Source organism: Enterobacter sp. N5-15, assembly GCF_057221635.1.
Window position 1 is genome coordinate 2,329,907 of the sequence record NZ_CM170150.1, and the last position, 25,999, is coordinate 2,355,905.

The following is a 25,999-nucleotide window of genomic DNA, read 5'->3' on the forward strand; positions in this document are numbered from 1 at the left end:
TTAAGTTGTTTAATTTTGATAACCTGATAGCAAAATATTTTTAACATTTGATCTGTTTGAGTTACAACATGTTTTTTGGCAGGGGAATAAAAGCGAACGTCCTTGTTCATTTATTGCTCATTGCGGAAGGGGGATCGCTAACTGGATTAGATCACGCCGTCACCGCCGTCAGAGCACCACACCTGGCCGGACGTAAAGGAACATTCATCCGAGGCCAGCGTGACGTACAGCGGCGCAATCTCGACGGGCTGGCCGGGACGTCCCAGTGGGGTATCGCCACCGAACTCCTTCACTTTTTCCATCGGCTGTCCGCCGCTGGACTGCAGTACCGTCCAGTAAGGGCCAGGGGCAACCGCGTTGACGCGGATCCCTTTTGGACCCAGCTGTTTGGCTAAGGATTTGGTAAACACCGCCAGACAGGCTTTCGTTTGGGCATAGTCCAGCAAAACGGGGCTGGGCTTCACCGCCTGAACGGAGGAGGTATTAATGATAACGGACGAGGCTTTCAGGTGGCGCAGGGCCGCCTTGGTGATCCAGAAAGGGGCGTAGACGTTGGTTTTAAACGTCGCGTCAAAATCCTCGGTGGTCAGTTCTTCAAGCGATTCACGGAACTGCTGACGCCCCGCGTTGTTGACCAGAATATCCAGCCCGCCCAGCTTCGATACGGCTTCTTCGACCAGATTCTGACAGAACGTTTCGTCCCGGACGTCCCCCGGTAGCGCGATGGCCTTGCGGCCTTCGGCTTCGATCAGCTCGATGACCTCAGAGGCATCTTTTTCTTCTTCAGGCAAATAGTTAATGGCAACGTCAGCGCCTTCACGCGCATAGGCGATAGCGACCGCGCGACCAATACCGGAGTCACCCCCGGTAATCAGCGCTTTTTTGCCGGCGAGGCGGCCATGTCCTTTGTAGCTTGTTTCCCCGTGGTCGGGTACAGGCTGCATTTCTGATGCCAGTCCCGGCGGCGTTTGCGGTTGTTCCGGGAACGGGGGCTGCGGGTAAGCGTTCGTACGTTGTTTTGTATCACTCATAGCTGACTCCTTAAGCCAAGGGGTGAGATTTGATGGATAACTGCAGCGTTAACGCTTCGCTGAATTATTTCTGCAAACGATCGACACGGACGACGGCAGGAGATGATTTTTTATCAAGCGAACCGTTGATGCTGATCATCTGGTCGGGTTTTACCGTTCTGCCGTCGAAAACTGCCTGGGGAATAATAACGTCGATTTTTCCGGTTTTATCCTGAAATACAAACTTATCGCCGCTGCCGTCAATAAGATTACCGCGTAATGAAATTGTCGCGCCATCGTGCATTTGTTTTGCCTGATCGATGGTCATAATACGCGCGTCGTCGGTTCCGCGATATCCGCTATCAAGCGCGTGCGGTGGAGGTGGCGCTTCGCCTTTTTGTAAACCCCCGTTATTATCTGCCCATGCGGCCGGAACCAGAAATATCAATAAAGCGGAAATAAGTGATAATTTCATCCGATATCCTTCATTTTGGGTGTCTTGACTTATTAAGTATTGTTGCTATTCCTTTATGTGGCAAATGTGATAAGTCCTAAAAACATTCGCGTTAGAAATCAAAATTATCGGATAATAAGCGAAACGGTGACGATGGCCATGAAGCGTGAAAAAGAAAAGTTACCCGGGATAGATGAGCGTTACCGTTTGCTGACGTTTGAATACGCGTTTCGTCAGGTGGGTTTTATTGTTCTTTTGGCTATTATCGTCGCGGCCATTGCCGGTCTGTTTTCCAGCGGTATAGTCAGCGACACGGTCAAAACGAATTCCGCTAAATCACTGACCATAAACTATGAACGCTTTGGACGACGGGAAACAGAGACGCGGATGCAGTTCGCGTTTCCGGTAAGCACCGAGGGGAGGTATACCCTCAGCATAACCAGCGAGAGCAGCGATGTTTATGAGCCCGGCAGCGTCTGGCCGCAGCCGGACACCATGTTCAGCCGCGGGAAGACCCTCTTTTTTGTCTATAACAATCTGAAAAAGTCAGACAGCTTCTCTGTGTTACTTTTCACGACACCGTCCAGAGCCGGTAAATGGAACACCGTCATCCGCCTCAACAGCGAGCCGGAGATTAACCTCTGGCAATTAATTTACCCGTAGGAGGCAGATATGGATATGGTCTTTCGCGCGCTGGCTATTTATCTGTTCCTCATGGTGGTATTTAAGGTGGCCGGGCGTCGCGCGCTGCTGCAGATGACCAGCTTCGATCTCATTCTGCTCCTGATAATTAGTGAAGCCACACAGCAGGCTCTCCTTGGACAAGATTTTTCCGTCACCGGCGCGATGATTACCATTACCACGCTGGTGGTGGTTGATATTATATTCGGGCTGATGAAGAAGTATTTTTCCCCGGTAGAGAATATTCTGGACGGCACTCCGGTGATTCTTGTCGAGAACGGCATGCCGTTAGCCGATAAGCTGAAAAAAGTCGATGTCTCCTGCGATGATATTCTGGTGTCTGCACGGCAGAATAATGGTATTACGGAAATAAGCGACATTAAATATGCCATACTTGAGCGCAATGGTCATATTTCAATCATTCCTTTCGAGAAATAAGAGGCGGCAAGATGAGCAATCTTTTTCACGACAATAATAATACCGTGGGTGAACTGACAAAAAAGCTGGCGAGCAAATTAACCGATCTCGGGCTTCGCTTAACCACCGCGGAATCCTGCACGGGCGGCAAGCTCTCGGTGGCGCTTTGCGCTGAGGAAAATACCGCCGAATTTTATGATGTCGGCCTGGTCGTGTTCAGCGACGAAGCCAAAATGCGGATCCTCGGCGTGCGTCCTGAGACGCTTGCGCGGTTTACGGCCGTGAGCGAACAGACGGTTACCGAGATGGCCGCCAGTATCCGCAATATCGCCCAGGCGGATATCAGCATCGCCATCAGCGGCTACGCAGGCCCGGAAGGGGGCGACGACGGCACGGCGGCGGGGACGGTCTGCTTTGCGTGGAATATACGCGGCGAGACGCAAACCCGCACCGTGCTTTTCTCCGGTGACTGTCAGGATGTGGTGGAAAAAGCGGTGCATTTCTCGCTGGCGGAGCTGCTGGCGGCATTGTCGGACGGGAATAACGGTTAAACTCACGGGGAGGTTCTATGGCTGTCATAGTGATTACCGGCGGGACGGCAGGCGTGGGAAAAGCCACGGCGCTGCACTTTGCAAAGGCAGGTTACGACGTCGGGCTCATCGCTCGCGATGAAGCCAGCCTGCACTCCACCCAGGAGGAGCTGCGGCGCTTTGGCGTTAATGCCCACGCCGTGCAGGCGGACGTCGCCGACAGCCAGGCGGTGGTGGATGCCGCTAACGAAATTGAGTATCGCCTCGGCGCGATTGATGTCTGGGTGAACAACGCCATGGGGGCCGTCCTGGCACCGTTTCGAACCCTCAAGCCGGATGAGTTCCGTCGCGTAACAGACGTGACCTACCTCGGCTACGTGAACGGCACCCGCGCCGCTCTTGAACTCATGGTTCCGCGCGACAGGGGCGTGATTATTCAGGTGGGCTCCGCGCTGGCCTACCGTTCCATTCCATTGCAGTCAGCCTACTGCGGGGCCAAAGCGGCGATCCGCGGGTTCACCGATGCGGTGCGTACCGAGCTGATGCATGAGAACAGCCGGGTTCAGCTTTCGATGGTGCAGATGCCGGGGCTCAATACCCCGCAGTTCGAATGGGCGAGAAATAAGTTCGCCTGGGCGATGCGCCCGGTGCCGCCTGTCTTTGAACCTGAGGTGGCCGCCAGCGCCATTTTCAGGGTGGCGCAAAAACCGGTACGCGAGCTGTGGGTGGGCAGCAGCACCATCCAGTCCATCGTCGGGCAGTTTTTCTTCCCCGGTTTTCTGGACCGGCTGATGGTGAAAAAGGCCTGGGAAGGCCAAATGACCGACGATCTGAACGCACCGGATCGCCGGGACTATCTCGACCAGCCGGTTAACGACCTGCACAAAATCCACGGCCGTTTTACTGACGAGGCGAAAAACCGCGCGCCGTCCGTTACCTCCGGCATGCCGGGTAAAGTGGCGCTTGGCGCCCTCGCGGTGGCAGGGATAGTGGTGACGCGTCTGATAACCCGCCGGAAACCGTAATCAGCGCAGCGCGCTCCGGTGCGTCCAGAACCAGCGATAGCCGTAGCCGCCAAGACCGAGCTGAACGGTTTTGCCGCAAATCAGCGCGTCATCGTAGCGCTTGTCCTCGAGACAGGCGGTCCAGGTGGCGTGGCGGATCCCTTTTGCGGTGAACTGCACCGGCTGGTCGCTAAAGTTGACGAAGGTCAGGATGCTGCGCTCGTCGGTCTCGTAATAGATCCCCAGCACCGCGTCATCATCGATTGTGATAAGGCGAAAGGGCGCAACGGCAATTTCGGGGAACTCCGAGCGGGTATTGGCAATATCGATTATCCGGTGCAGGAGCGAGTTGCGGTGAAGCAGCGAATCGGCGACGTTCACTTTCTGATAGCGGTAAGGGCCGTGGTCGATAATTGGCGCGATAAATTTTTCAGGGTCGGCCGCAGAGAAACCGCCCCCGTGTGACCCCGCCCACTGCATTGGGGTGCGAACGGCATAGCGCTCCTCCAGCTCCAGATCGTCACCCATGCCTATCTCGTCGCCGTAGCGCATCACCGGGACACCCGGCAGGGAAAACAGCACCGCGTGGCAGAACGCCAGCCGCTTCCGATCGCCGTTGAGCATCGGCGCCAGGCGGCGGCGGATCCCGCGCTGATAGACGTTCATCTCTTCGTCAGGGGCGAACGTGTCGAGGACAAACTGTTTGTCTTTCTGACTAATGCCTTCCAGATCCAGCTCGTCGTGGTTGCGCAGCCAGTTAGCAAAACAGCAGGCATCAGGCGGGACGATCATCTTCTTCACCGCATTGCGCAGCGGGCGGGCGCTTTTTCTGGCCAGGCTAACGTAGAAATACTTGTTGAGCCAGAAATTCAGCACCAGATTCAGGCGGTCATTATTGCCGAAGTAGTCTTTATAGGTCTCAACGTCTACGTCCACTTCACCCAGCAGGATCGCGTCCGGATTGCGCTCTTCGATAAGACGCCGCATATGTTCGAGGATCCACAGGCCCTTTTTTTCATTACCGTTTCCCGCCTGCGTGGTGAGGTGGGACGCGGCGTCGAGGCGAAATCCCGACACGCCCAGCTTGAGCCAGAAGAGGATGATGTTCTCAATCTCTTTTAGCACCGCGGGTGAGGTGAGGTTCAGATCCGGCTCGTGGCGATAAAACATGTGCCGGTAGTATTGTCCCGCCTCGTCGTCCCAGGTCCAGATGCTCTTCTCGACGCCGGGGAACATGGGGGGCGTATCGTCCTCGTCGTTATCCGACCAGAGGTAATAATCACGATAGGGTGACGCCGGGCTGCGGCGCGCCTGCTGGAACCAGGGATGTGCGTCCGACGTGTGCTGGATTAGCAGCTCGATAATCACCTGCATGCCCAGCTCGCGGGCCTGTTCGATAAAGGCGATGATATCGGCCAGTTTTCCGAAGCGGGGATCCACCTGGAGGTGGTCGCTGACGTCGTAGCCTTCATCGAGAAAGGGCGTGAGGTAAAACGGCGTGATCCAGATAACCGTCGCCCCCATGCGGCGAATATAGCGCAGCTTGGCCGCTATCCCGGCGATGTCCCCGCAGCCATCGCCGTTCAAATCATAAAATAGCGCGGTATCAATCTGATAAATTATGGCTCGTGTATGCCAGTCGGTCATAGCGTTCCTCAGTGATAGCCTTCAGTATCCGACACTTTGCCCCGGAAGACGTAGTAGCTCCAGGCGGTGTACACCAGGATCACCGGAATAATCAGTAACGTGCCTACCAGCATAAACAGCTGGCTGGCAGGCGGGGCCGCGGCTTCCCACAGGGTAATGCGCGGCGGAATAATGTTCGGCCAGAGGCTAATACCGAGCCCGCTAAACCCGAGGAAAATAAGCCCCAGCGTCAGCAGGAAGGGGCGAGAGTGGCTGTTCGGGTTGCGGGTCAGGCGCCAGATCAGCACGCTGAAAAGCCCGACCAGCAGCGGAACCGGCAGGAACCAGAAGAAGTTGGGCAGCGTAAACCAGCGGTCGGCCACGTACTGCCAGCCGAGCGGCGTCCAGATGCTCACCACGGCGATGACAACCATCAGCGCCAGCAGCACGTGGCGTGTCAGCTCGCGCATGCGGATTTGCAGCGCGCCTTCGCTTTTCATAATGAGCCAGGTGGTGCCCAGCAGCGTGTAGGCGACGACCAGACCGATACCGCAGAAGAGGTTGAAGGGGGTGAGCCAGTCAAGCGCGGAGCCGGCAAAGCGTCGGCCCTCAACGTCAAAGCCGTTGATCATTGCGCCCACGACGATGCCCTGGCTGAAGGTCGCGAGCAGCGATCCGCCCGCAAACGAGTAGTCCCAGAACTTTCGGTGTGACGGCGTGGCTTTAAAGCGAAACTCGAACGCCACGCCGCGAAAGATCAGGCCAATTAGCATGGCGGTAAGGGGAATGGTCAACGCATCCACGATCACCGCATAGGCCAGCGGAAAGGCGCCGAATAACCCTGCGCCACCGAGCACCAGCCAGGTTTCGTTTCCGTCCCAGACCGGCGCGACGCTGTTCACCATCACATCCCGCTCTTTCGCATCGCCCACGAAATTAAACAGCAGGCCAATGCCCAAATCAAAGCCATCCATGATGATGTACATCAGAGTGGCAAAGACGATGATGGCAAACCAGATAACTGAGATATCGACGCCCATCAGGTTCTCTCCTCTTCAGGAACAGACTCAGCGGCAGACAGCGGACGGGCGGGCGTGCCCGAGGTGTTTGACGTCAGCGTATCGACAGGCTGCGGCCCTTTCTTAATCAGCCGAATGAGGTAAACATAGCCCACGCCAAACACCGACGAGTAGACGACGAAGAACGCCAGCAGGCTGATGCTCATCTGCAGGGTGCTGTGCAGCGATACCGCGTCGATGGTGCGCAGATAGCCGTAGACCACCCACGGCTGGCGGCCCACTTCGGTGGTCACCCAGCCGGCGAGCAGCGCCAGCAGCCCGGCAGGCCCCATGAAGAGGGCAAACCAGTGGAACGGGCGAGAGTGGTAAAACCGATGACGATAGCGCAGCCAGACGCCAATCAGACCGAGAGTAATCATCAGCAGCCCCATCCCAACCATGACGCGGAACGACCAGAAAACGATGGTTGAGTTTGGGCGATCTTCTTTAGGAAAGTCTTTCAGCGCCGGAACCTGCTTGTCCAGGCTGTGCGTCAGGATAAGGCTGCCGAGGGCGGGGATCTCAAGACCGTATTTGGTGCGCTCCTCGTCCATATCCGGCAGGCCAAACAGCAGCAGCGGGGTGGCCTCGCCGGGCGGGTTTTCCCAGTGTCCCTCAATGGCGGCAATTTTGGCCGGCTGATGCTCAAGCGTGTTCAGGCCGTGCATATCGCCCACGACCGCCTGGATGGGGGCGACCAGCAGCGCCATCCACATCGCCATGGAGAACATGGTGCGGACGGCGGGCGTATCGTTACCGCGCAGCAGGTGCCATGCGCCCGACGCGCCGACAAACAGCGCGCTGCTCAGAAACGCGGCGATAGCCATATGAATAAGCCGGTAAGGGAATGAGGGGTTAAAGACGATCGCCAGCCAGTCCTGCGGGATAACCTGTCCGTTCTCAATAGTGAAGCCCTGCGGCGTATGCATCCAGCTGTTGGACGCGAGGATCCAGAAGGTCGACATCAGCGTGCCGAGCGCCACCATGCAGGTTGAAAAGAAGTGCAGGCCGGGGCCGACCTTATTCCAGCCGAACATCATGACGCCAAGGAAACCGGCCTCGAGGAAGAAGGCGGTTAACACCTCATAGGTCAGGAGTGGGCCGGTGATACTGCCCGCGAACTGGGAGAACCCGCTCCAGTTGGTGCCAAATTGGTACGCCATGACCAGCCCGGAAACGACACCCATCCCGAAGTTAACGGCAAATATCTTGAGCCAGAAATGGTACAGCGATCGCCAGACGTCGTTTTTGGTGCGCAGCCACATGCCCTCCAGCACCACCAGATAACTGGCAAGGCCGATGGTGATCGCAGGAAAAAGGATATGAAACGAGACGGTAAAAGCGAACTGAATTCTGGCCAGATGGAACGCGTCGAGTTCGAACATGGTCCGTACCTCTGAAACGATGGGGCACGAGAATTGCCGGGCAGTTTATGGCTGCCCGGCAAAACCGATTACGGTTTAGTCTTACCGGCACCCAGCTCGGCACCGGTCAGCGGGTCGGAATGTGGATCGGACTTCGTGCGGGCGGACATCGCCTTGACCAGGGTTGCCTGTTCGGTCGTGAGCGTAACGCTTGCACTGCCATCGCCGCCGTCAACCGCAGGCTGGGGGGACTCAACGTAATCGAAATGTTTATCGCTGTTCCAGCTTCCGCGAACCTCTCCACCTTCTGACATATTGTAGTACTTGTTGGTGAATTCCTCGATTGGCGGCAATTTCCCGGGCGGGAAATTATTACGGATGGACTGCAGCGCCTTCTCAAAGGAGAGCTGATGCGCCGCCTCGCGCGTCATCAGAAACGCCAGCGCATCCTTTACGCCGGGATCGTCGGTCACGTTGATCAGCCGTTCATAGATGATTTTCGCTCGGGCTTCCGCTGCTACGTTTGAGCGCAGGTCCGCCGTCGGCTCGCCGATGGTGTCGACGTAGGCCGCGGTCCAGGGCACGCCCGCCGAGTTAGTGAGCGGGGTGCCGCCACCGTAGAGCAGGGAAGTGATGTGGCTGTCATTGCCGTTTTCGGTCATGGACCGATACAGCTCAGCCTCGTTTTCCACCCCTTCCGCCAGCGCGCCTTTGGCACCTTTGTTCAGCATACCGACCAGGGTACCGATGATTTCGAGGTGGCTCAGCTCCTCGGTGGCGATATCCATCAGCATATCTTTACGGCCCGGATCGTCATCGCTCAATCCTTGCGTAAAGTACCGGCAGGCGGCAGCCAGTTCGCCCTGCGGCCCACCAAACTGTTCCAGTAAAAGGTTGGCGAGGCCAGGGTTAGGTTCAGCAACGCGAACCGTGTATTGCAGCTGTTTGACGTGTCGGAACATGGCGATTCTCCCGGATTATTTTTTCGCTTCGACGCCCGATGCGTCAGAACGCAGCAGGAACTGTTCCGTGGTCTGCGGAATATGACGAATCAGCCAGTCGGCCATTTCGCGTTCTTCCGCAAGAATCGTCTCGATGGCAGGTACAGAGGCGACGTCGCCTGCTTTCTTAGCCGCCGCGAGCAGGGAGGTATAACAGGCTATTTCAAACTGTTCGAAAACATAGCCGCTGATTGAACCCTTAACGATTTCATCAGACGGGAACATGCCGCCGATGGACTGCCCCAGCGCCGCCATTTTGCTCATTGAGTCTTTTAAAACCGAACGAGAAATATCATTCCGGTCGAGGATTTCTTCCAGCAGGGTAATTTGCCGTTTTGTCTCATTAATATGCTGCTCAATTCTGGCGCGAACATCAGGATAATTATCGATACGGCTGGCCATGGATTCCAGCATAGATTCGGCTTGCTTTTCCATCGCATGGGCATCGCGTAGCCAGTCATGGTAGTGTTCTACGTGATTCATCATTGTATCCTCATTAGGGTTCGCTTATTTGGTCTCACTTTCAGCAGCCTGATCGGCACGCGCGGCACTGTAGCCGGATAAATGGCCGACAATATTGGCGTAGATACTGATGATAATGACCCACAGCACGCTGTTCTTCCACCATATTACGGAGGGGATAGCGAGAATGAACCATATTATGGCTGCCGCTAAATGGCACCGTTTAATTGTCCTGGGACTGATGCTCATTTTATTTAACCTGTGTTATTGCGTCATTTCTGCGCTTTTTGGTTAATATTTCCTACGGCCAGGTCGGTGAGTTTAAGATCGGTTTCTTTTTCTTCTTCCAGCGTCTCGGCAAGAAGTTTAACGGCTTTTTTATAGCCCAGCTGCTCTGCTAATGTCGCAAGGGTACCGTAGCTGGCAATTTCGTAATGCTCGACTTTTTGCGCGGCGGCAATTAACGCGGCATCACGTACTTCATTTTTTTCCGTGCTTTCAATGACTTCATTCGCTTCTTCAATTAAGCCTTCCATCGCCACGCACTTCATGCGCTTAATTTTGATACCGGCTTCCTGTTCGACGATCTGGTCGATACGTTCGATCTGACCCTGCGTCTCCTCAAGGTGTGCGGTAAAGGCTGCGCTCAGCTTCTCACTGGAGGCGGCGCGGGCAAGCTTGCTGAGCGCGCGGGTAAGCTGCTTTTCCGCACTGTAGGTATCCGACAGAAGATGAATAAAGACATCCTCGACGCTTTTCATATTCATAATAATTACGCTCCGGTAAAATAAAGAAAGGGTACTGCGAGCTTTTCAGCCCGCAGCATGCTCTCAGGTTTTATTAAAAGAGTTTTAAATAAGATCAGGAGTTATCAGATTTACGGCCTCCGCCGTGACTGTTCTGGCCCCCTTTCTTACCCGCTTCGGATGCGCGTTGCGGATCGTTTTTAAAATTCCCACCGCTATGCTGGCCACCTTTACGTCCAGCTTCTGATGCTTTATCACGGTCTTCAGCGAAATTACCGGAACCACCACGATGCTCTGCCATATTAAACCTCATAGTCATATATTGGTTATGTCAGTACGATACGAAAATATTTCCGTATCACTCGTCGTTCGAGTAATAACTCTAGTTGCTGTGCGGCATCCGTCAAATGCGTTCTGCTATTTGCGGTTGCGTTATTTTTAAATATCGTCGCGTTTACGCTTCGCTTAACCAGAAAATAGGGATGAGCAGGAAGGACTTGAAAACAAATGATCGGATTAGTCCTAAGTTTCTGCTAAAAAATTGAAAGGTGAGGATAAAAATAATGGTGTGATAAATCCGGTTAGTTTGCGGCTGGGATAGATTAAAAAAATTACTCCTTTATGGCTAGAAAACGGAGCTCAAAATAATTATCAGGAAAATTGTGGTGAAACAGACGAGGCGAAAGGGCGGTTCCGCCGGACCTCTTCATAGGCCGGTAGCACACGGTTTGACCACTGTCGTCTTAAGATCACAAATCAGAAATTCTTCCCCCCGGAAGGAACGGGTTTCTCTACACTCCAGGTAATATTCACTGGAGGCATGACATCATGGCGAACACCATCACGGCTGATGACATTCGGGAACGCTTTTCGCAGGCTATGTCGGCGATGTACCAGCAGGAAGTTCCGCAGTACGGCACTTTGCTCGAACTGGTTGCGGACGTAAACCTGGCGGTTCTGGAAAATAACCCACTATTACATGAACAACTGGCTAACGCCGATGAGCTTGCGCGCCTGAACGTTGAGCGTCACGGGGCGATCCGCGTCGGCACGGCACAGGAACTGTCAACCCTGCGCCGTATGTTTGCCATTATGGGCATGTACCCGGTCAGCTATTACGATCTCTCGCAGGCGGGAGTGCCGGTCCACTCAACGGCGTTTCGCCCGGTAGAGGATGCCGCCCTGTGTCGAAATCCGTTTCGTATCTTTACCTCGCTGCTGCGTCTTGAGCTGATTGAAAACGTCGCGCTGCGCGAGCGTGCCGCAGAGATCCTGTCTCACCGGAACATCTTTACACCCCGCTGTCTGGAGCTGATTGACCTCCATGAGTCGGAAGGGCACTTTACTGACGCACAGGCGCACGAGTTTGTGCACGAAGCGTTAGAAACCTTCCGCTGGCACCGCCGTGCGACGGTCGATCAGGAAACCTATCTGGCACTGAGCAACGAACATCGCCTGATTGCCGACGTGGTCTGCTTCCCGGGCTGCCATATTAACCACCTCACGCCGCGCACGCTGGATATTGACCGGGTGCAGGAGCTGATGCCGAAGTACGGTATCGAGCCAAAAATTCTGATCGAAGGACCGCCGCGTCGCGACGTGCCCGTCTTATTGCGTCAAACCAGCTTCAAGGCGCTGGAAGAGCCGGTGCTGTTTGCCGGTGAACATAAAGGCACCCACACCGCGCGCTTCGGTGAGATTGAACAGCGCGGCGTGGCGCTGACCCCGAAAGGCCGGGAACTGTACGACAGCCTCCTCGCTCAGGCAGGAACCGGTAAAGATAACCTCACACACCAGCTGCATCTGCGGGAGATCTTTAGCGCCTTCCCGGACAGCGAAATGCTCATGCGCCGTCAGGAGCTGGCCTATTTCCGCTACCGCCTGACGCCAGCCGGGGAAGCCCATCGTCATGCGTTCCGTCCGGGTGACGATCCGCAGCCGCTGATTGAGCGCGGATGGGTGGTTGCCCAGCCGATCACCTACGAAGATTTCCTCCCGGTCAGCGCCGCGGGGATTTTCCAGTCCAATCTCGGGAACGAAACCCAGGCCCGCAGCCACGGTAACGCCAGCCGCGATGCGTTTGAAGACGCGCTGGGCTGCAAGGTGTATGACGAGTTTACGCTCTACCAGGAGGCTGAAACGCGCAGCAAACAGCGTTGCGGTTTGCTCTGAAATCGTTACTCTGCTGGGGTGTGATGGAAAAAATAAGGTTGTTATGCAAAATCCTTCCGCCCCTGTGGTTGAAACGCGCCAGGGCGCACTGACTGGTTTAACCGATGAAAACGTTCACCTCTGGTGCGGTATTCCCTACGCCGCGCCGCCCGTGGGGGAGTGGCGCTGGCGCTCGCCCCGGCCCCCTGAACGCTGGGATGGCCTGCGCGAGGCCACGGCTTTCTCTCCCTCAAGCTGGCAAAGCAGCGAGTATTGTCAGGAGCTAGGCGGCGGCGATCCGGGCCAGTTTTCCGAAGATTGTCTCTACCTTAACGTCTGGTCCCCCGTAGACCGTGCCGAGCCGCTTCCGGTTATGGTCTGGCTGCACGGAGGCGGGTTTACGATTGGTGCTGGTGGCTTACCGCCGTATAACGGCAAAGCGCTGGCTATGCGCGGCGTGGTTGTTGTGACGATCAACTACCGTCTCGGTCATCTCGGCTTTTTCGCCCATCCCGCGCTGGAAGGCGAGGAAGGGCGCGTAGTGCATAATTTTGCCCTGCTGGATCAGATTGCCGCCCTCGAATGGGTGCGGGACAATATCGCCGGGTTTGGTGGCGATCCCGCTAATGTGACCCTGTTTGGCGAATCCGCTGGCGCGCGCAGCGTGCTCTCTCTGCTGGCCTCGCCGCTGGCGGCAGGATTGTTCCATAAGGCGATTGTCCAAAGCGGATATACCCTGCCGGACACGCCGCGCGAGCAGGCGCTGCAAAAAGGGGAAGCGCTGGCCGCCCATTTCGGGCTGGAAAATGCGACCGCCGGGCAGCTGCGCGCCATTCCGCCCGAGGCGTTCTGGCCGCTCACCGCGCCGCTGAACGTCGCCCCGGCGCCCATCGCTGGAGATTGCGTTCTGCCGGAAGCCATGCTGGACGTCTTTTTTGCCGCCCGTCAGCATCCGGTGCCGGTGATGATTGGCTCCAACAGCGATGAAGCCAGCGTGATGGCGGTGTTTGGCATCGATCTCGCCGGACAAATTCAGAAGCTTCGCCGGGAGCGTCGCTTCGGGCTGGGGCTGATTAAGCTGCTCTATCCGGGCGTGAAAGGCGATGAAGAGCTGGGCAGGCAGGTGTGCCGCGACATGGCGTTTACCACCATGGGCTACGTGGTGATGCAGGCCCAGCAGCGCGTGGGTGGGTTATGCTGGCGTTACTGGTTTGACTATGTCGCCGAGGCGGAACATGGCACGTATATCAACGGCGCCTGGCACGGCAACGAAATTCCCTATGTCTTCGATACGCTCGGCCAGGTGGAGCCTTCACGCCATTATGCCAATGAGCGGGACCTGCAGTTTGCTGCTCAGGTGGCGGATTATTGGGTGAGCTTTGCGCGTGACGCGGGTCGTCGCGACAGCCTGCCCGGGCCAGCGCACTGGCCCGCGTGTCGCAAAGGGCGGGACGTTCTGTTACGCATCGGCGTGAATAAACATGCAGCATTCAGGCTTGAAAACCGCTTTATGCGCGCCCGCATGAGCCTCTTCAAACGGGTGATGAAGCATCACGTCAGCCTCGATTAAGCAAACAGGCGCGAAACGCCGCGAGACCATTTTCTTCGCCTGGCGTTTCGCGCAGCACCAGCCGGTAGCTTGCGCCGGTTTTTATGCTTGTCTCATAGGGCCGCATCAGCCTGCCTGCGTGAACATCTTCTGCTACCAGCGTTTCGTCGGCGATGGCGACGCCCAGCCCCTGAATGGCAGCCGTAATGGCGAGATCCATCGTGTCGAAGTGTTGATTTTTGTGCATGACAAAACCCGGACCTTCCCGTTTCGTCAGCCACAGCGACCAGTCTGTCTTATCCCTTGTGGGGTGAAGGAACGTTAACGAGCCCAGCGCTGCGCCTGCCCGCACCGGGCTTATCACCGGGGTGAGCGCCTCGTCGAACAGCAGATCGCCTGCGCTCATGTGCGTGCCGAACACAATGGCCGCGTCGTAAGATTCGGTTTTGAAATTGACGTTGTGATCGGTGGTGGTGGTCAGCGCGATCTGCAGATCCGGATGCTCGCGCTCCACCTCCAGCAGGCGCGGCACCAGCCAGCGCATGGCGCAGGTGGGGGCCTTAAGCCGGATCACGGTGTGCTGACTGCGGGCCTGGTCGGCCACGGACAGCAGCTGCTCGAAAGCGGACTGCAGTTCCGGAAGCAGGGCGCTGCCCTGCGGCGAGAGGCGCAGCCCGCGCGCGTGGCGTTCAAAAAGCGGAAAGCCAAACCACGCCTCAAGGGAGGCAATCTTACGGCTCACGGCCCCCTGCGTCAGACACAGTTCCGCGGCGGCATGGGTCAAATTGAGGTGACGCGCGGTGACTAAAAATGCGTCGATGGCATTAAGGGGGAGCGAACGGCGTGACATAGAAAACACCTCAGCTATGCATTTTTCTCATGGCTATTATGACAACAATTCGATTGTCCCGACAGCACAGATGTTGTTTGAATAGTTATGCAATGTCCATGAGAAGGGAAAGAGGATGACTTTACGAACGCCTGTGCAAACGCGCTCCAAACTGCCAGATGTGGGAACCACCATTTTTACCGTTATCGGCCAGCTCTCGGCGCAGCATAACGCGATTAACCTTTCTCAGGGCGCACCGAATTTTTCCTGCGACCCGAAGCTGATTGCGGGCGTCACCCGCGCAATGGAGGCGGGGCATAACCAGTATGCGGCAATGACCGGCCTGCAGCCGCTCAAAGAACGTATTGCCGATAAAATCGCCACGCTCTACGGCACGCAGTATGACCCTGCCAGCGAGGTGCTGGTGACTGCCAGCGCCAGCGAAGGGCTCTATTCGGCAATAAGCGGGCTGGTGCATCCGGGTGATGAGGTGATCTACTTTGAGCCGTCATTTGACAGCTACGCGCCGATTGTCCGTCTGCAGGGGGCAACCCCGATTGCCATCAAGCTCACCGTGCCGGATTTTGCCGTCAACTGGGATGAGGTTCGCGCCGCGATCACCCCGCGCACGCGCATGATCATCATCAATACGCCGCATAACCCGAGCGGCCAGGTCTTCTCCGCTAATGACCTGCAGCAGCTGGCGGCGCTGACGCGCAATACCGACATCATTATTTTGTCTGACGAAGTGTACGAACACGTCGTTTTTGACGATGAGCCGCACCACGGTATGGCCACGCATCCGCAGCTGGCGGAGCGCAGCGTGATTATTTCCTCTTTCGGAAAAACCTATCACGTCACCGGGTGGCGCGTGGGTTACTGTGTTGCACCGGCGGTACTGATGGACGAGATTTGTAAAGTCCATCAATTTTTAATGTTTTCTGCCGATACGCCAATGCAGCACGCGTTTGCTGAACATATGGTCGACCCGCAAACCTGGCTGTCGCTGTCGGCGTTTTACCAGCGCAAGCGCGATCTGCTGCACAGCCTGCTGGCCGATTCGCCTTTTACGCTGCTGCCGAGCGCCGGTTCGTTCTTCATGCTGGCGGACTATAGCCAGTTCAGCGACGAGCGCGACAGCGAGCTGGTGAAACGGCTGATCGTTGAGTATGGCGTCGCCACTATTCCGCTGTCGGCGTTTTATGCGGACGGTACGGATAATAAATTGATTCGTCTTTCTTTTGCCAAAGATGAGGCGACGTTACGGGCAGGTGCCCAGGCCCTGTGTCGGGTTAAACCACGCTGAGGAGTATTAGATGAAATTACGCGCGTTAGTTGTCGGCATGGGATTGCTGTGTACTTTTTCTTCCTTCGCGGCTACCGAGCTGCGTTACGGTCTGGAAGCGGAATACCCGCCGTTTGAGAGCCGCAATGCGGCGGGCGAACTGGAAGGGTTTGACGTTGAGCTGGGGAACGCCATCTGCAAAGCGGCAGCGCTGAAGTGCAGCTGGGTTGAAACCTCGTTTGATGCGCTGATCCCGGGCCTGGTGGCGAAGAAATTTGACGCCATCAACTCGGCGATGAACATTACCGAGCAGCGCCGCAAGAGCATTGATTTTACCCAGCCGATCTACCGTATCCCGTCGCAGCTGGTCGGCAAGGCCGGTACGGCGGTTGAGGCAACCCCAGAAGGGCTGAAGGGTAAAACCATCGGCGTGCTGCAGGGATCCATTCAGGAAACCTATGCGAAAGAGCACTGGGAAAAGCAGGGTGTCACCGTGGTGTCTTATAAAGATCAGAATATGGCCTGGGGCGATCTGCTGAATGGCCGTATCGACGCCTCGCTGGTCATGTCCGCGGCCGGGCAGGCAGGTTTCCTGAGCAAGCCGCAGGGGAAAGGGTTTGGCTTCATCGGCAAACCGGTGTCTGACGACACTATCCTCGGCAGTGGGATCGGTTTTGGGTTGCGCAAAGGTGATGAGGCCACCAAAAAGCAGCTTGATGCCGCGATTGATAAAGTACGTGCCGACGGCACGATCGCTAAACTCGCTGATAAGTACTTCCCGGGTATCGATGTCAGCGTAAAATAACCGCCTCATTCGCCCCGTCAGCTGATGTCCTGACGGGGCATTTTTCTACACATTTTCCAGGCTTTCTTTACACCACTTTCGGGCCGTTCTGGTCGACAGAAAATATTTCTCACTTTGTTCAGATAATCACCGGCCAACAATTGGATTCTTAACCATTTTTGTTTAGGCTGTGCGTTCTTTCTTGCCGTCATTTCGCCGAGCGCGAAACACATTCACACGACCATAAGGACGTTTTTCCAGGCATGAATCGCAGACGTTTTCTAAAAGGCTCGCTGGCAGTGGCAGCCCTGAGCGGCACATCTGGCCTTGCTTCCCTGTTTTCCAAAGCGGCGTACGCTGCCGACTCTGACATTGCTGACGGCCAGAGCCGTCGTTTTGACTTCTCCGTACTGCAATCCATGGCGCATGACCTGGCGAAAACCCCGTGGGGTGGCGCGCCGCGTCCGCTGCCGGACACGCTGGCAACGATGACGCCGCAGGCGTACAACGCCATCCGCTACGATGAAAAACAGTCACTGTGGAACAACATTGAAGGGCGTCAGCTGGACGTGCAGTTCTTCCACATGGGGATGGGGTTCCGTCGCCGCGTGCGGATGTTCTCGCTGGACCAGTCTACCTCTATGGCGCGCGAGATCCACTTCCGTCCGGAGCTGTTCAGCTACGGCGAAACGGGTGTGGATACCAGGCAGCTGGAAGGGCAAAGCGATCTCGGTTTTGCGGGCTTCCGCGCCTTTAAGGCCCCTGAACTGGCGCGTCGCGATATCGTCTCTTTCCTGGGCGCGAGCTACTTCCGCGCGGTGGACGACACCTATCAGTACGGCCTGTCTGCCCGCGGTCTGGCGGTTGATACCTTTACCGACACGCCGGAAGAGTTCCCGGACTTTACCTCCTTCTGGTTTGAAACCGTCAAACCCGGCGACACGACCTTTACCGTCTATACGCTGCTGGACAGCCCGAGCGTAACCGGTGCCTATAAATTCGTGATCCACTGCGAGAAGAGCCAGGTGATCATGGAGGTGGAAAACCATCTCTATGCGCGTAAGGACATCAAGCAGCTCGGCATCGCGCCGATGACCAGCATGTTCAGCTGCGGCAATAACGAACGCCGCATGTGTGACACCATCCATCCGCAAATTCATGACTCCGACCGCCTGGCAATGTGGCGCGGCAACGGGGAGTGGATTTGTCGTCCGCTGAACAACCCGCAGAAGCTGCAGTTCAATGCCTATATGGACAAAAACCCGAAAGGGTTCGGCCTGCTGCAGCTCGATCGCGATTTCTCGCACTATCAGGACGTGATGGGCTGGTATAACAAACGCCCGAGCCTGTGGGTTGAACCGCGTAACGACTGGGGTAAAGGTGCGGTTGGCCTGATGGAGATCCCGACCACGGGTGAAACGCTGGATAACGTGGTCTGCTTCTGGCAGCCGGAAAAACCGGTGAAGGCGGGCGACGAGCTGGACTTTAAATATCGTCTGTACTGGAGCGCCATGCCGCCGGTGCGTTCTCCGCTGGCCAACGTCTTCGCTACCCGTACCGGTATGGGCGGCTTCCCGGAAGGCTGGGCACCGGGCGAAAATTACCCGAAAGTGTGGGCCCGTCGCTTTGCCATCGACTTCGTCGGCGGCGACCTGAAGGCCGCTGCGCCAAAAGGCATTGAGCCGGTGATCACACTCTCCAGCGGTGAAGCGAAGCAGGTTGAGATCCTCTACGTTGAGCCGTTTGACGGCTATCGCATTCTGTTTGACTGGTATCCAACCTCGGATTCGACGGAGCCGGTGGATATGCGTCTGTTCCTGCGCTGCCAGGGCGATGCCATCAGCGAAACCTGGCTGTATCAGTATTTCCCACCGGCGCCGGACAAGCGTCATTACGTTGATGACAGGGTAATGCGTTAACCCTGTGGGATTGTGCCGGGTGGCGGCTTCGCCTTACCCGGCCTACGTTTCGATACTGTAGGCCGGGTAAGGCGAAGCCGCCACCCGGCAATGACGAGGCACTATGTCTTCAGAAATTATCCCCGTTACCCAGGATATCGAGCTTCGCGCCGTCGAAGAGCGTTACACCACCGACCTGCACAATCTCGTCGTCAAAAACAAAACCTTTCTGCAAACTGCCTTTGACTGGGCGCAGCACGTGGGCAGCGAAGAGGATACCCGCCGCAACGTGCAGAGTAACCAGATGCTGCACCAGCGCGGCTACGCCAAAATGTTTTTGATCTTCGCGGGTGATGAACTGGTCGGCGTGCTGTCGTTTAATACGATTGAACCTGCCAACAAGACCGGGTACATCGGCTACTGGCTGGATGAAGATCGCCAGGGGCAGGGCATTCTCTCCCGGTCACTTCAGGCGTTTATGCGCTACTACGTCGAACGCGGGGAGGTCCGGCGTTTTGTGATCAAGTGTCGGGTGGCGAATCAGCACAGCAACAGCGTTGCCGTGCGCAACGGTTTTACGCTGGAAGGGTGCCTGCGGGAAGCGGAATACCTGAACGGTCGCTTTGACGATGTGAATATCTACGGGAAGATCGCTACCCTATAACGCCCCCAGCAGCGGGGTGCGGGTGATGCGCTGGTCGCCGTTAATCACCTTTTCGCCGCGCAGGTGAATGCTCTCACCGGCAAACGCTTCAATGACCGCATCATCGGTGATTTCAACCCGGTGCTCGATGAGCACATCGCCGCTTATCCGCGCGCGTCCCTGGATCACCACTTTGTCATCCAGCATGATCGGCCCGCCGCGCAGCCATGCCTGACCGCCAATCAGGACGTGGTGCTTGATGACGCAGTTTCCTTCCACCACGGCGTTCTCCGCAATCTGCGAGCTGTAGCGCACCGTCGGGATGGCATCATCGTCAAAACCGGCAATCACGCGGGCGCTGCCATAGACCTTTGCGCAGTCGCACACCCAGACGTTATTCAGGTCGTTACCTTCGAGGATGGCGCTGTCGAATATTTCAGCGCGGTGCTCAACAAAGGCAAAGTTGACCATCGCCTCGCCGTAGATTTGCGCCTGGTGCACAATGCGCGACTGGCTGACGGTTGCCTTATCGTAGATTTGCAGGATCTGCTCATGGTCCGGCGTTAGCCCTTTGGCAGCAATTATCACGCTGTGATGCAGTACGCGAGCCTCGCCGTAAATATGGCACTCGCCGCGCACGCAGGATTGCTGAATGGTGACGTTGTCACTGATGCGCGCCCCGTGGCTGACCTCTGCCGCATCCAGCCAGCAGCTGTCGCCGATACGGGCATCATGGCTGACGACGCACGGCAGGGTAAGGCGCGCGTTGCCGGACACGACGGCACCGGCAAACACCACGCTGTTTTCGTCGTAGATCCAGCAGTCGCCGTCCTGCGCGAGGGCGCGCTCGTCATCAATCCAGCCGCCTTTGGTACCGGCCGTCACGTCGTTAAAATCCACTGTCGCGATAATCTGCCGCAGCGTGACGGAGTGGGTAGTGTCGTCGTTTTTCCATTGCCAGAGGCGTGTCTCGTCGCTAAGGCGATATTTGTTCATCTTTATGTCTCTGATAAGCGTCATAACTAAACGTAGCAAATTTTTCGGTTTTCGAACGACTGGCAACCAGACGGTAAACGCCTTAAAATGGCATTCAGGATGCACTTTAAACGTATGCAGGCTCAGGAAAAAATAATGACCGTCGATGAGAATTACTTCACAGAGAAATATGGCTTAACCCGCACCCATTCAGAGGTGCTGTTCAGTGCGCAAAAGATTAAACCGGGTAAAACGCTGGATCTGGGCTGCGGCAATGGCCGTAACAGCCTCTTTCTGGCAGCCAACGGCTACGAGGTGACCGCGTGGGATAAGAACCCGATGAGCATCGATAATATCGAGCGCATCAAGGAGGAAGAAGGGATCGATAACCTCCAGACGGCAGTTAAAGATCTCAACAACCTGAGTTTTGACGGCGAGTACGATTTCATTCTCTCCACCGTGGTGCTGATGTTCCTGGAATCAAAAACCATCCCGGGACTTATCGCCAACATGCAGCGCTGTACGACGCCGGGCGGCTACAACCTGATCGTTGCCGCCATGGATACGGCGGATTATCCGTGCACAGTCGGCTTCCCGTTTGCGTTTAAAACCGGTGAGCTGAGCAACTACTATGAAGGCTGGGAGTTGCTCAAATACAACGAAGACGTTGGCGAACTGCACCGCACCGATGAAAACGGCAACCGCATCAAGCTGCGCTTTGCCACTATGCTGGCACGCAAGCCCGCTTAACGGGCGGCCAGCAGGCAGATCTGCAGCGCAGTGTTGTAAGACGCCTCGAACGACGACAGCGGCAGGAATTCAAACTTCGAGTGGAAGTTGTGCGCGCCGGTGAAGAAGTTCGGCGTGAGCAGCCCTTTTGCCGAGAGCGCCGCGCCGTCGGTCCCGCCGCGCATAGGCGTCGGTTTCGGCGTGATGCCGAGCGATTCCATCGCCTCAAACATCAGATCGATAGCGCGTCGGTCTTCGCCAATCGCATTGCTGATATTGCTGTAGGTATCTTCAATGCGATAGTCGACCGTGGCCGTGGGATGTTGGGCGGCAATCAGCGCGGCAATGTCGGCAATCTGCTGCTTGCGGGCGGCAAAGCTGTCCTTGTCAAAGTCCCGGATATTGGCTTTAAGAATGGCCTCATTCTGGCTGGCCTGAATGCCGTTAAACCAGATATAGCCTTCACGTCCCTCGGTGCACTCTGGCGTTTGCTGGCGGTCAAAATGGTTGATGTAGTCAGTCGCCATCAGCAGGGGGTTCACCAGCACGCCTTTGGCGGACATCGGGTGCGCCGTCACGCCGGTAAAGCGGATCTCAGCGGCTGCCGCATTAAAGTTCTCGTAGACAATTTCCCCCAGCTCGCAGCAGTCGATGGTCCAGGCAAAGTCGACGTCGAAGCGCTTAAGATCCAGCGCTTTTGCACCGTTCAGGCCGATCTCTTCATCAGGCACAAATGCCACGACGATATCCCCATGCCGATGCTCTGCCGTCAGGTTTTCCAGCACCGTCATAACGACCGTGACCGCCGATTTATTATCCGCGCCCAATACGCTGGTTCCGTCGCTGAAAATAATCTCCTCATTCGAATAAGCCAGAATTTCAGGATGCTCTTTAACCCGCAGCCAGATGTCTTTCTCTTTATTTAGACAGAGATCTTCACCGGTAAAGGTTAATATTTGTGGATGAATATTCGGTGATAATCCTACGTCCACGGTATCAATATGGGTAATAAAGCCAATGCGCGGCGCGCCGGGAACGTTGCCTTTTTTTACCGCCGTTACCGTGGCGAATTCATCAATCACAATGTCGTCTAACCCCAGCTGTGCCAGCTCCTGTGCCAGCTCCCGCGCCATGTCGTGCTGGCCCGGCGTTGAGGGCAGGGTTTTGACTTTGGGGTCGCTCTGGCTGGTGATAGCGAGATAGCGGAAAAAACGGTGCGTTAATTGTCTGGAAAGCGGCGAGCCCATAGTGATTTGTTCCTTATTTATTTTTCAGGTGTTTGCCATCTCACTTTAATGTTATTTATGAAATGGCAAAAGAATTAATTAGCCGTCGAATTAAAAAGACAGGAATAAATGATGAAAAGCAAACTCACAACTTTAGCGCTGGCACTTGCTGCACTCACGGTCAGTTCCACCGTTGCCGCGAAAACGCTGGTGTATTGCTCCGAAGGATCGCCGGAAAACTTTAATCCTCAGTTATACACCTCGGGAACCAGCGTAGACGCCAGCGCCGTGCCGGTCTATAACCGGCTGGTCGATTTCAAACCCGGCACCACGGAGCTGGTGCCAAGCCTGGCGGAGCGCTGGGAGGTCAGCGACGACGGCAAGGTTTATACCTTCCATCTGCGTAAGGGCGTCAAGTTCCAGAGCAATAAATCCTTCACGCCGACCCGCGACTTTAACGCCGACGACGTGATTTTCTCGTTTATGCGCCAGAAAGACGTGAATCATCCCTACCACAACGTCTCTAACGGCAGCTACTCCAACTTCGAAAGTCTGGAGTTTGGCAGCCTGATAACGAGCATTGATAAAGTGGATGACCACACCGTGCGCTTTACCCTGGCCCACCCGGAAGCGCCGTTTGTCGCCGATCTGGCATGGTATTTTGCCTCGATCCTTTCCGCGGAGTATGCCGACGCGATGCTAAAGGCGGGCGCGCCGGAGAAGGTGGATATGGAGCCCATCGGCACCGGGCCGTTTAAGCTGGCGCAGTATCAGAAGGATTCGCGGATCCTGTTTACGGCGTTTGCAGACTACTGGCAGGGGAAATCGAAGCTGGATCGGCTGGTGTTTAGCATCACACCCGATGCCTCCGTGCGTTTTGCCAAAATTGAGAAGAACGAATGTCAGGTGATGCCGTTCCCGAACCCGGCGGATCTGCCGCGCATGAAGGCGAACAAAGACATCAACCTGATGAGCAAAGCCGGGCTGAACACCGGTTTTCTGGCTTTCAATACCCAAAAGCCGCCGCTGGATAACGTAAAAGTCCGTCAGGCGCTGGCAATGGCCATCAATAAACCGGCCATCATTGATGCCGTGTTCCACGGCACAGGCACCGCGGCGAAGAACCTGCTGCCGCCGGGCGTCTGGAGCGCAGACAGCGAGCTTAAGGATTACGATTACGATCCCGAAAAGGCGAAAGCGCTGCTGAAAGAGGCCGGTTTTGCCAACGGCGTGAGCGTCGACCTGTGGGCGATGCCGGTGCAGCGTCCGTACAATCCGAACGCGAAACGCATGGCGGAGATGATTCAGGCCGACTGGGCGAAAATCGGCGTACAGACCAAAATCGTCACCTACGAATGGGGCGAATACCTCAAGCGCGTGAAGGGCGGCGAACATCAGGCCGCGCTGATGGGATGGACGACCGCAACGGGCGATCCTGATAACTTCTTTGGTCCGCTGTTTACCTGTACCTCGGCAAACGGCGGCTCAAATTCGGCGAAATGGTGCTATAAGCCCTTTGATAAAATTATTGCGGAAGCTAAATCAACGACCGATCGCGATAAACGCGTGGCGCTGTATAAAGAGGCTCAGCAGATGATGCATGACCAGATGCCCGCGGTGATGATTGCGCATTCAACCATTTTCGAACCGGTGCGCAAGGAGGTGACGGGCTATGAAATCGACCCGTTTGGCAAACATCTGTTCTGGCAACTCGATATAAATCAGTAATTTTTCACTGCCCGGCACGCCTCCGGGCAGTCTTTTCGCAATTTGTGCTCCCCGCATCATTTTTTGTCACAACAAACCCGTCAGTCTTTTGCTATAACTTCAAATGCATACTTGCAGATAACATGGAAAACTATCATGCGTACTCAAACTTTTTTTAAAGTTGCAGTGCTTACTGGTCTGTTGGCGTTGGCGGGCTGTTCTTCAAAAGTCGCCGCGCCAGAACAATATTCTGGCTTTTTAAAAGATTACTCGGGCTTGCAGCAAACGACCTCGGCGACGGGAAAACCAACGCTGCGTTGGGTTGACCCTTCCTATAACGAAGCGAATTACGACAGTATTCTCTGGACGCCGATTACTTATTATCCAACGCCAAAACCAACCACTCAAATTGGGCAAAAAACGCTTGATGAGCTGTTGAATTACACCAATACCAAAATGAAAACGGCTATTGGTACGCGTAAGCCAATTGTGACCACGCCGGGTAAACACAGCCTGATTTTCCGCGGTGCAATTACCGGGGTGAGTTCGCAGAAAGAGGGTCTGCAGTTCTATGAAGTGGTGCCGGTCGCGCTGGTGGTGGCAGGTACGCAGATGGCAACCGGGCATCGCACCATGGACACGCATCTCTTCTTTGAAGGTGAGCTGATCGATGCGGCCACCAACAAACCGGTCATGAAGGTGGTGCGTAAAGGCGAAGGTAAAGATCTGAACAACGAAAGTACGCCAATGACCTTTGCGACGCTGAAGCAGGTTGTTGATGATATGGCGACGGATGCCACCATGTTTGATGTGAAAAAACCCGCTAAATAACATAAAACGGCCTGCGTAATGCAGGCCTTTTTATTTACGCCGTTCGTAAGCGCCTGAACCAGGTTTCTGGTTTGGTAAACATCACCATATTTCCCCCCAGAATCAGCAATAAGCCCACAATACCGTTGATATGCCAGACGTAGCCTTCATACACCGTGGAGATAGACAATGCCACCAGCGGGAAGAGCAGCGTACTGTAGGCCGCTTTGCCCGGACCAATGCGTCCCACCAGCGTGAAGTAGGCGCCAAAGGCAATGACCGAACCAAACAGGGCCAGATAGAGCAGCGCGCCAACGTAGCTGATGGTCACTCAGGCGCGAAGCTGTCGCCTCTGAACAGGGCAATGCAGCCCATCACCAGCGTACCGTAGAGCATCGCCCAGGCGTTGGTTGTCATGGTTTCAAGGCCTCTGCGCTGATGACGCATGCTGATCATATTGCCCAGCGAGAAGCCGTAGGTGCCGAGCGCGGAAAGACCAATCCCGGTCAGGAGCGACGCGCTCCAGCCGCTGGCCAGCAGATCGTCCCAGAAGAGGGTGACGATCCCGATCAGGCCCAGTGCCGCCGCCGTCCAGAACCGCGCGGGCGGGCGCTGCCCGAAGAAAATAAAGCTGTTAATGGCGTTATAGAGCACGGCCATGGAGAAGATCACCGATTCAAGCCCGGTGTTGATGTGCGAGGCTGCGGTGTAAAAGCACCAGAAGTTAAAGCAGAAAACGCAGCATCCCTGGAGCATGCAATAGAGGTGATCCCGCAGCGCCAGCTTGCGCAGGCGTCGCAGGGCGACTAACACCACCATCATCGTGAGGCTGGCGACGGCGAAGCGCCAGAAAATAGAGACGGGCGCGGCTACGGGACCCTGCTGCAGGAAAATCGCAATCCAGGTGGTTCCCCAGATGACCACCACCAGTCCGTATAATAATGCGTTCATACTTTTTCTCTTCTCAAACCACGGAAGCCCGCAGTATGGCGCTGAGATCCGCGACGGGCTTTCACCAACTTGCGGGTGACTTGCAAATTCTTGCGCTTTTTTCTTCCCC

The 25,999-nt window shown here is 55.9% G+C and carries 26 protein-coding genes and 1 pseudogene; 13 read left to right on the forward strand and 14 right to left on the reverse strand.

Annotated features, from left to right (window positions below; genetic code table 11):
- Positions 1 to 146 precede the first annotated feature (146 nt).
- Both AC2TE5_RS11075 and AC2TE5_RS11080 read right to left on the reverse strand, forming a co-directional pair.
- Positions 147 to 1,031, reverse strand: a complete 885-nt coding sequence (locus tag AC2TE5_RS11075; protein WP_193939659.1) for an SDR family oxidoreductase — start codon at positions 1,029 to 1,031, stop codon at positions 147 to 149.
- A 64-nt stretch (positions 1,032 to 1,095) separates the two neighbouring features.
- Entirely contained in the window at positions 1,096 to 1,485 is a 390-nt protein-coding gene (locus AC2TE5_RS11080) for a YdeI family stress tolerance OB fold protein (RefSeq protein WP_063142825.1), read from the reverse strand.
- Between the two features lie 138 nt (positions 1,486 to 1,623).
- Here AC2TE5_RS11080 and AC2TE5_RS11085 point away from each other — a divergent pair, with 138 nt between their 5' ends.
- Genes AC2TE5_RS11085 through AC2TE5_RS11100 form a run of 4 tightly spaced genes read left to right on the forward strand, consistent with a single transcriptional unit; the run spans position 1,624 to position 4,117 of the window.
- Positions 1,624 to 2,127 carry a hypothetical protein gene (locus AC2TE5_RS11085; protein ID WP_484613260.1) on the forward strand — a complete coding sequence of 168 codons (504 nt, stop codon included), beginning with the start codon at positions 1,624 to 1,626 and terminating at the stop codon, positions 2,125 to 2,127.
- Positions 2,128 to 2,136: 9 nt separating this feature from the next.
- The gene (locus AC2TE5_RS11090) at positions 2,137 to 2,583 is read left to right on the forward strand and encodes a DUF421 domain-containing protein (protein ID WP_484613261.1); all 447 of its coding nucleotides are present in this window, start codon (positions 2,137 to 2,139) and stop codon (positions 2,581 to 2,583) included.
- Positions 2,584 to 2,594: 11 nt separating this feature from the next.
- On the forward strand, positions 2,595 to 3,113 hold the full coding sequence (locus AC2TE5_RS11095) for a 2-oxo-tetronate isomerase (RefSeq protein WP_484613262.1): 519 nt from the start codon (positions 2,595 to 2,597) through the stop codon (positions 3,111 to 3,113).
- Positions 3,114 to 3,130: 17 nt separating this feature from the next.
- Positions 3,131 to 4,117 carry an SDR family oxidoreductase gene (locus AC2TE5_RS11100; RefSeq protein ID WP_484613263.1) on the forward strand — a complete coding sequence of 329 codons (987 nt, stop codon included), beginning with the start codon at positions 3,131 to 3,133 and terminating at the stop codon, positions 4,115 to 4,117.
- On the opposite strand, the gene AC2TE5_RS11105 is transcribed toward AC2TE5_RS11100, so the two are convergent.
- The 8 genes from AC2TE5_RS11105 to AC2TE5_RS11140 form a co-directional block, all read right to left on the reverse strand.
- Positions 4,118 to 5,743 carry an alpha-amylase family protein gene (locus AC2TE5_RS11105; RefSeq protein WP_484613264.1) on the reverse strand — a complete coding sequence of 542 codons (1,626 nt, stop codon included), beginning with the start codon at positions 5,741 to 5,743 and terminating at the stop codon, positions 4,118 to 4,120. It abuts the gene before it with no gap.
- 8 nt (positions 5,744 to 5,751) lie between these two features.
- Entirely contained in the window at positions 5,752 to 6,762 is a 1,011-nt protein-coding gene (gene cydB / locus AC2TE5_RS11110; RefSeq protein ID WP_484613265.1) for a cytochrome d ubiquinol oxidase subunit II, read from the reverse strand.
- Positions 6,762 to 8,165 (reverse strand): cytochrome ubiquinol oxidase subunit I, encoded by a 1,404-nt coding sequence (locus AC2TE5_RS11115; RefSeq protein WP_063142818.1) that lies wholly within the window; start codon positions 8,163 to 8,165, stop codon positions 6,762 to 6,764. The genes cydB and AC2TE5_RS11115 overlap by 1 nt, the downstream gene beginning before the upstream one ends.
- Positions 8,166 to 8,233: 68 nt before the next feature.
- The gene (locus AC2TE5_RS11120) at positions 8,234 to 9,106 is read right to left on the reverse strand and encodes a manganese catalase family protein (RefSeq protein WP_008502274.1); all 873 of its coding nucleotides are present in this window, start codon (positions 9,104 to 9,106) and stop codon (positions 8,234 to 8,236) included.
- Positions 9,107 to 9,121: 15 nt separating this feature from the next.
- Positions 9,122 to 9,628, reverse strand: a complete 507-nt coding sequence (locus tag AC2TE5_RS11125; protein WP_024908416.1) for a ferritin-like domain-containing protein — start codon at positions 9,626 to 9,628, stop codon at positions 9,122 to 9,124.
- A 24-nt stretch (positions 9,629 to 9,652) separates the two neighbouring features.
- Positions 9,653 to 9,856, reverse strand: a complete 204-nt coding sequence (locus AC2TE5_RS11130) for a hypothetical protein (protein WP_008502273.1) — start codon at positions 9,854 to 9,856, stop codon at positions 9,653 to 9,655.
- Between the two features lie 23 nt (positions 9,857 to 9,879).
- Positions 9,880 to 10,374 (reverse strand): YciE/YciF ferroxidase family protein, encoded by a 495-nt coding sequence (locus tag AC2TE5_RS11135; protein WP_484613266.1) that lies wholly within the window; start codon positions 10,372 to 10,374, stop codon positions 9,880 to 9,882.
- Positions 10,375 to 10,468: 94 nt separating this feature from the next.
- A complete protein-coding gene (locus AC2TE5_RS11140; protein ID WP_004136767.1) occupies positions 10,469 to 10,654 on the reverse strand; it encodes a con-10 family general stress protein in 186 nt (61 codons plus the stop codon).
- Positions 10,655 to 11,181: 527 nt separating this feature from the next.
- Between AC2TE5_RS11140 and hglS the strand changes: the two genes are divergently transcribed.
- A complete protein-coding gene (hglS, locus tag AC2TE5_RS11145) occupies positions 11,182 to 12,525 on the forward strand; it encodes a 2-oxoadipate dioxygenase/decarboxylase HglS (protein WP_484613267.1) in 1,344 nt (447 codons plus the stop codon).
- A gap of 43 nt (positions 12,526 to 12,568) precedes the next feature.
- A complete protein-coding gene (locus AC2TE5_RS11150) occupies positions 12,569 to 14,074 on the forward strand; it encodes a carboxylesterase/lipase family protein (RefSeq protein ID WP_484613268.1) in 1,506 nt (501 codons plus the stop codon).
- On the opposite strand, the gene AC2TE5_RS11155 is transcribed toward AC2TE5_RS11150, so the two are convergent.
- A complete protein-coding gene (locus AC2TE5_RS11155) occupies positions 14,061 to 14,903 on the reverse strand; it encodes a LysR family transcriptional regulator (RefSeq protein WP_484613269.1) in 843 nt (280 codons plus the stop codon). The two genes, AC2TE5_RS11150 and AC2TE5_RS11155, sit on opposite strands and share 14 nt — an antisense overlap.
- A gap of 115 nt (positions 14,904 to 15,018) precedes the next feature.
- Between AC2TE5_RS11155 and AC2TE5_RS11160 the strand changes: the two genes are divergently transcribed.
- From AC2TE5_RS11160 to rimL, 4 genes are all read left to right on the forward strand, one after another.
- Positions 15,019 to 16,188, forward strand: coding sequence for a pyridoxal phosphate-dependent aminotransferase (locus AC2TE5_RS11160; RefSeq protein ID WP_213330521.1), 1,170 nt, complete (start codon positions 15,019 to 15,021; stop codon positions 16,186 to 16,188).
- A gap of 10 nt (positions 16,189 to 16,198) precedes the next feature.
- Positions 16,199 to 16,972, forward strand: a complete 774-nt coding sequence (locus AC2TE5_RS11165; RefSeq protein ID WP_025756391.1) for a transporter substrate-binding domain-containing protein — start codon at positions 16,199 to 16,201, stop codon at positions 16,970 to 16,972.
- Positions 16,973 to 17,214: 242 nt separating this feature from the next.
- Entirely contained in the window at positions 17,215 to 18,870 is a 1,656-nt protein-coding gene (locus AC2TE5_RS11170; RefSeq protein WP_484613270.1) for a glucan biosynthesis protein, read from the forward strand.
- Positions 18,871 to 18,973: 103 nt separating this feature from the next.
- Positions 18,974 to 19,513, forward strand: coding sequence for a 50S ribosomal protein L7/L12-serine acetyltransferase (rimL, locus tag AC2TE5_RS11175; RefSeq protein WP_213327493.1), 540 nt, complete (start codon positions 18,974 to 18,976; stop codon positions 19,511 to 19,513).
- On the opposite strand, the gene ydcK is transcribed toward rimL, so the two are convergent.
- Complete coding sequence (ydcK, locus tag AC2TE5_RS11180; protein ID WP_484613271.1) at positions 19,508 to 20,488, reverse strand: YdcK family protein; 981 nt, start codon at positions 20,486 to 20,488, stop codon at positions 19,508 to 19,510. The two genes, rimL and ydcK, sit on opposite strands and share 6 nt — an antisense overlap.
- Before the next feature lie 114 nt (positions 20,489 to 20,602).
- Between ydcK and tehB the strand changes: the two genes are divergently transcribed.
- Positions 20,603 to 21,217, forward strand: a complete 615-nt coding sequence (tehB, locus tag AC2TE5_RS11185) for a tellurite resistance methyltransferase TehB (protein ID WP_484613331.1) — start codon at positions 20,603 to 20,605, stop codon at positions 21,215 to 21,217.
- Here tehB and pepT read toward each other — a convergent pair.
- Entirely contained in the window at positions 21,214 to 22,443 is a 1,230-nt protein-coding gene (gene pepT / locus AC2TE5_RS11190; protein ID WP_484613272.1) for a peptidase T, read from the reverse strand. The genes tehB and pepT overlap by 4 nt on opposite strands.
- Before the next feature lie 111 nt (positions 22,444 to 22,554).
- On the opposite strand from pepT, the gene AC2TE5_RS11195 reads away from it, so the two are divergent.
- Positions 22,555 to 24,150, forward strand: coding sequence for an ABC transporter substrate-binding protein (locus AC2TE5_RS11195; protein WP_484613332.1), 1,596 nt, complete (start codon positions 22,555 to 22,557; stop codon positions 24,148 to 24,150).
- A gap of 135 nt (positions 24,151 to 24,285) precedes the next feature.
- Positions 24,286 to 24,960: a DUF3313 domain-containing protein gene (locus AC2TE5_RS11200; RefSeq protein ID WP_032657106.1), complete on the forward strand. Its 675-nt coding sequence runs from the start codon at positions 24,286 to 24,288 to the stop codon at positions 24,958 to 24,960.
- Between the two features lie 34 nt (positions 24,961 to 24,994).
- On the opposite strand, the pseudogene AC2TE5_RS11205 reads toward AC2TE5_RS11200, so the two are convergent.
- Positions 24,995 to 25,890 (reverse strand): annotated as a pseudogene (locus AC2TE5_RS11205) (DMT family transporter).
- Positions 25,891 to 25,999 lie beyond the last annotated feature (109 nt).

Excerpts from the sequence above, each read along its gene's own strand:
- cydB (WP_484613265.1), bottom strand. The coding sequence starts at position 6,762 with ATGGGCGTCGATATCTCAGTTATCTGGTTTGCCATCATCGTCTTTGCC.
- AC2TE5_RS11150 (WP_484613268.1), top strand. The coding sequence starts at position 12,569 with ATGCAAAATCCTTCCGCCCCTGTGGTTGAAACGCGCCAGGGCGCACTG.
- pepT (WP_484613272.1), bottom strand. The coding sequence starts at position 22,443 with ATGGGCTCGCCGCTTTCCAGACAATTAACGCACCGTTTTTTCCGCTAT.
- AC2TE5_RS11140 (WP_004136767.1), bottom strand. The coding sequence starts at position 10,654 with ATGGCAGAGCATCGTGGTGGTTCCGGTAATTTCGCTGAAGACCGTGAT.
- AC2TE5_RS11165 (WP_025756391.1), top strand. The coding sequence starts at position 16,199 with ATGAAATTACGCGCGTTAGTTGTCGGCATGGGATTGCTGTGTACTTTT.
- hglS (WP_484613267.1), top strand. The coding sequence starts at position 11,182 with ATGGCGAACACCATCACGGCTGATGACATTCGGGAACGCTTTTCGCAG.
- AC2TE5_RS11170 (WP_484613270.1), top strand. The coding sequence starts at position 17,215 with ATGAATCGCAGACGTTTTCTAAAAGGCTCGCTGGCAGTGGCAGCCCTG.
- AC2TE5_RS11200 (WP_032657106.1), top strand. The coding sequence starts at position 24,286 with ATGCGTACTCAAACTTTTTTTAAAGTTGCAGTGCTTACTGGTCTGTTG.
- AC2TE5_RS11120 (WP_008502274.1), bottom strand. The coding sequence starts at position 9,106 with ATGTTCCGACACGTCAAACAGCTGCAATACACGGTTCGCGTTGCTGAA.
- AC2TE5_RS11095 (WP_484613262.1), top strand. The coding sequence starts at position 2,595 with ATGAGCAATCTTTTTCACGACAATAATAATACCGTGGGTGAACTGACA.
- ydcK (WP_484613271.1), bottom strand. The coding sequence starts at position 20,488 with ATGAACAAATATCGCCTTAGCGACGAGACACGCCTCTGGCAATGGAAA.
- AC2TE5_RS11130 (WP_008502273.1), bottom strand. The coding sequence starts at position 9,856 with ATGAGCATCAGTCCCAGGACAATTAAACGGTGCCATTTAGCGGCAGCC.
- AC2TE5_RS11155 (WP_484613269.1), bottom strand. The coding sequence starts at position 14,903 with ATGTCACGCCGTTCGCTCCCCCTTAATGCCATCGACGCATTTTTAGTC.
- AC2TE5_RS11085 (WP_484613260.1), top strand. The coding sequence starts at position 1,624 with ATGAAGCGTGAAAAAGAAAAGTTACCCGGGATAGATGAGCGTTACCGT.
- AC2TE5_RS11100 (WP_484613263.1), top strand. The coding sequence starts at position 3,131 with ATGGCTGTCATAGTGATTACCGGCGGGACGGCAGGCGTGGGAAAAGCC.
- AC2TE5_RS11090 (WP_484613261.1), top strand. The coding sequence starts at position 2,137 with ATGGATATGGTCTTTCGCGCGCTGGCTATTTATCTGTTCCTCATGGTG.
- AC2TE5_RS11125 (WP_024908416.1), bottom strand. The coding sequence starts at position 9,628 with ATGAATCACGTAGAACACTACCATGACTGGCTACGCGATGCCCATGCG.
- rimL (WP_213327493.1), top strand. The coding sequence starts at position 18,974 with ATGTCTTCAGAAATTATCCCCGTTACCCAGGATATCGAGCTTCGCGCC.
- AC2TE5_RS11075 (WP_193939659.1), bottom strand. The coding sequence starts at position 1,031 with ATGAGTGATACAAAACAACGTACGAACGCTTACCCGCAGCCCCCGTTC.
- AC2TE5_RS11195 (WP_484613332.1), top strand. The coding sequence starts at position 22,555 with ATGAAAAGCAAACTCACAACTTTAGCGCTGGCACTTGCTGCACTCACG.
- AC2TE5_RS11135 (WP_484613266.1), bottom strand. The coding sequence starts at position 10,374 with ATGAATATGAAAAGCGTCGAGGATGTCTTTATTCATCTTCTGTCGGAT.
- tehB (WP_484613331.1), top strand. The coding sequence starts at position 20,603 with ATGCAGGCTCAGGAAAAAATAATGACCGTCGATGAGAATTACTTCACA.
- AC2TE5_RS11105 (WP_484613264.1), bottom strand. The coding sequence starts at position 5,743 with ATGACCGACTGGCATACACGAGCCATAATTTATCAGATTGATACCGCG.
- AC2TE5_RS11080 (WP_063142825.1), bottom strand. The coding sequence starts at position 1,485 with ATGAAATTATCACTTATTTCCGCTTTATTGATATTTCTGGTTCCGGCC.
- AC2TE5_RS11115 (WP_063142818.1), bottom strand. The coding sequence starts at position 8,165 with ATGTTCGAACTCGACGCGTTCCATCTGGCCAGAATTCAGTTCGCTTTT.
- AC2TE5_RS11160 (WP_213330521.1), top strand. The coding sequence starts at position 15,019 with ATGACTTTACGAACGCCTGTGCAAACGCGCTCCAAACTGCCAGATGTG.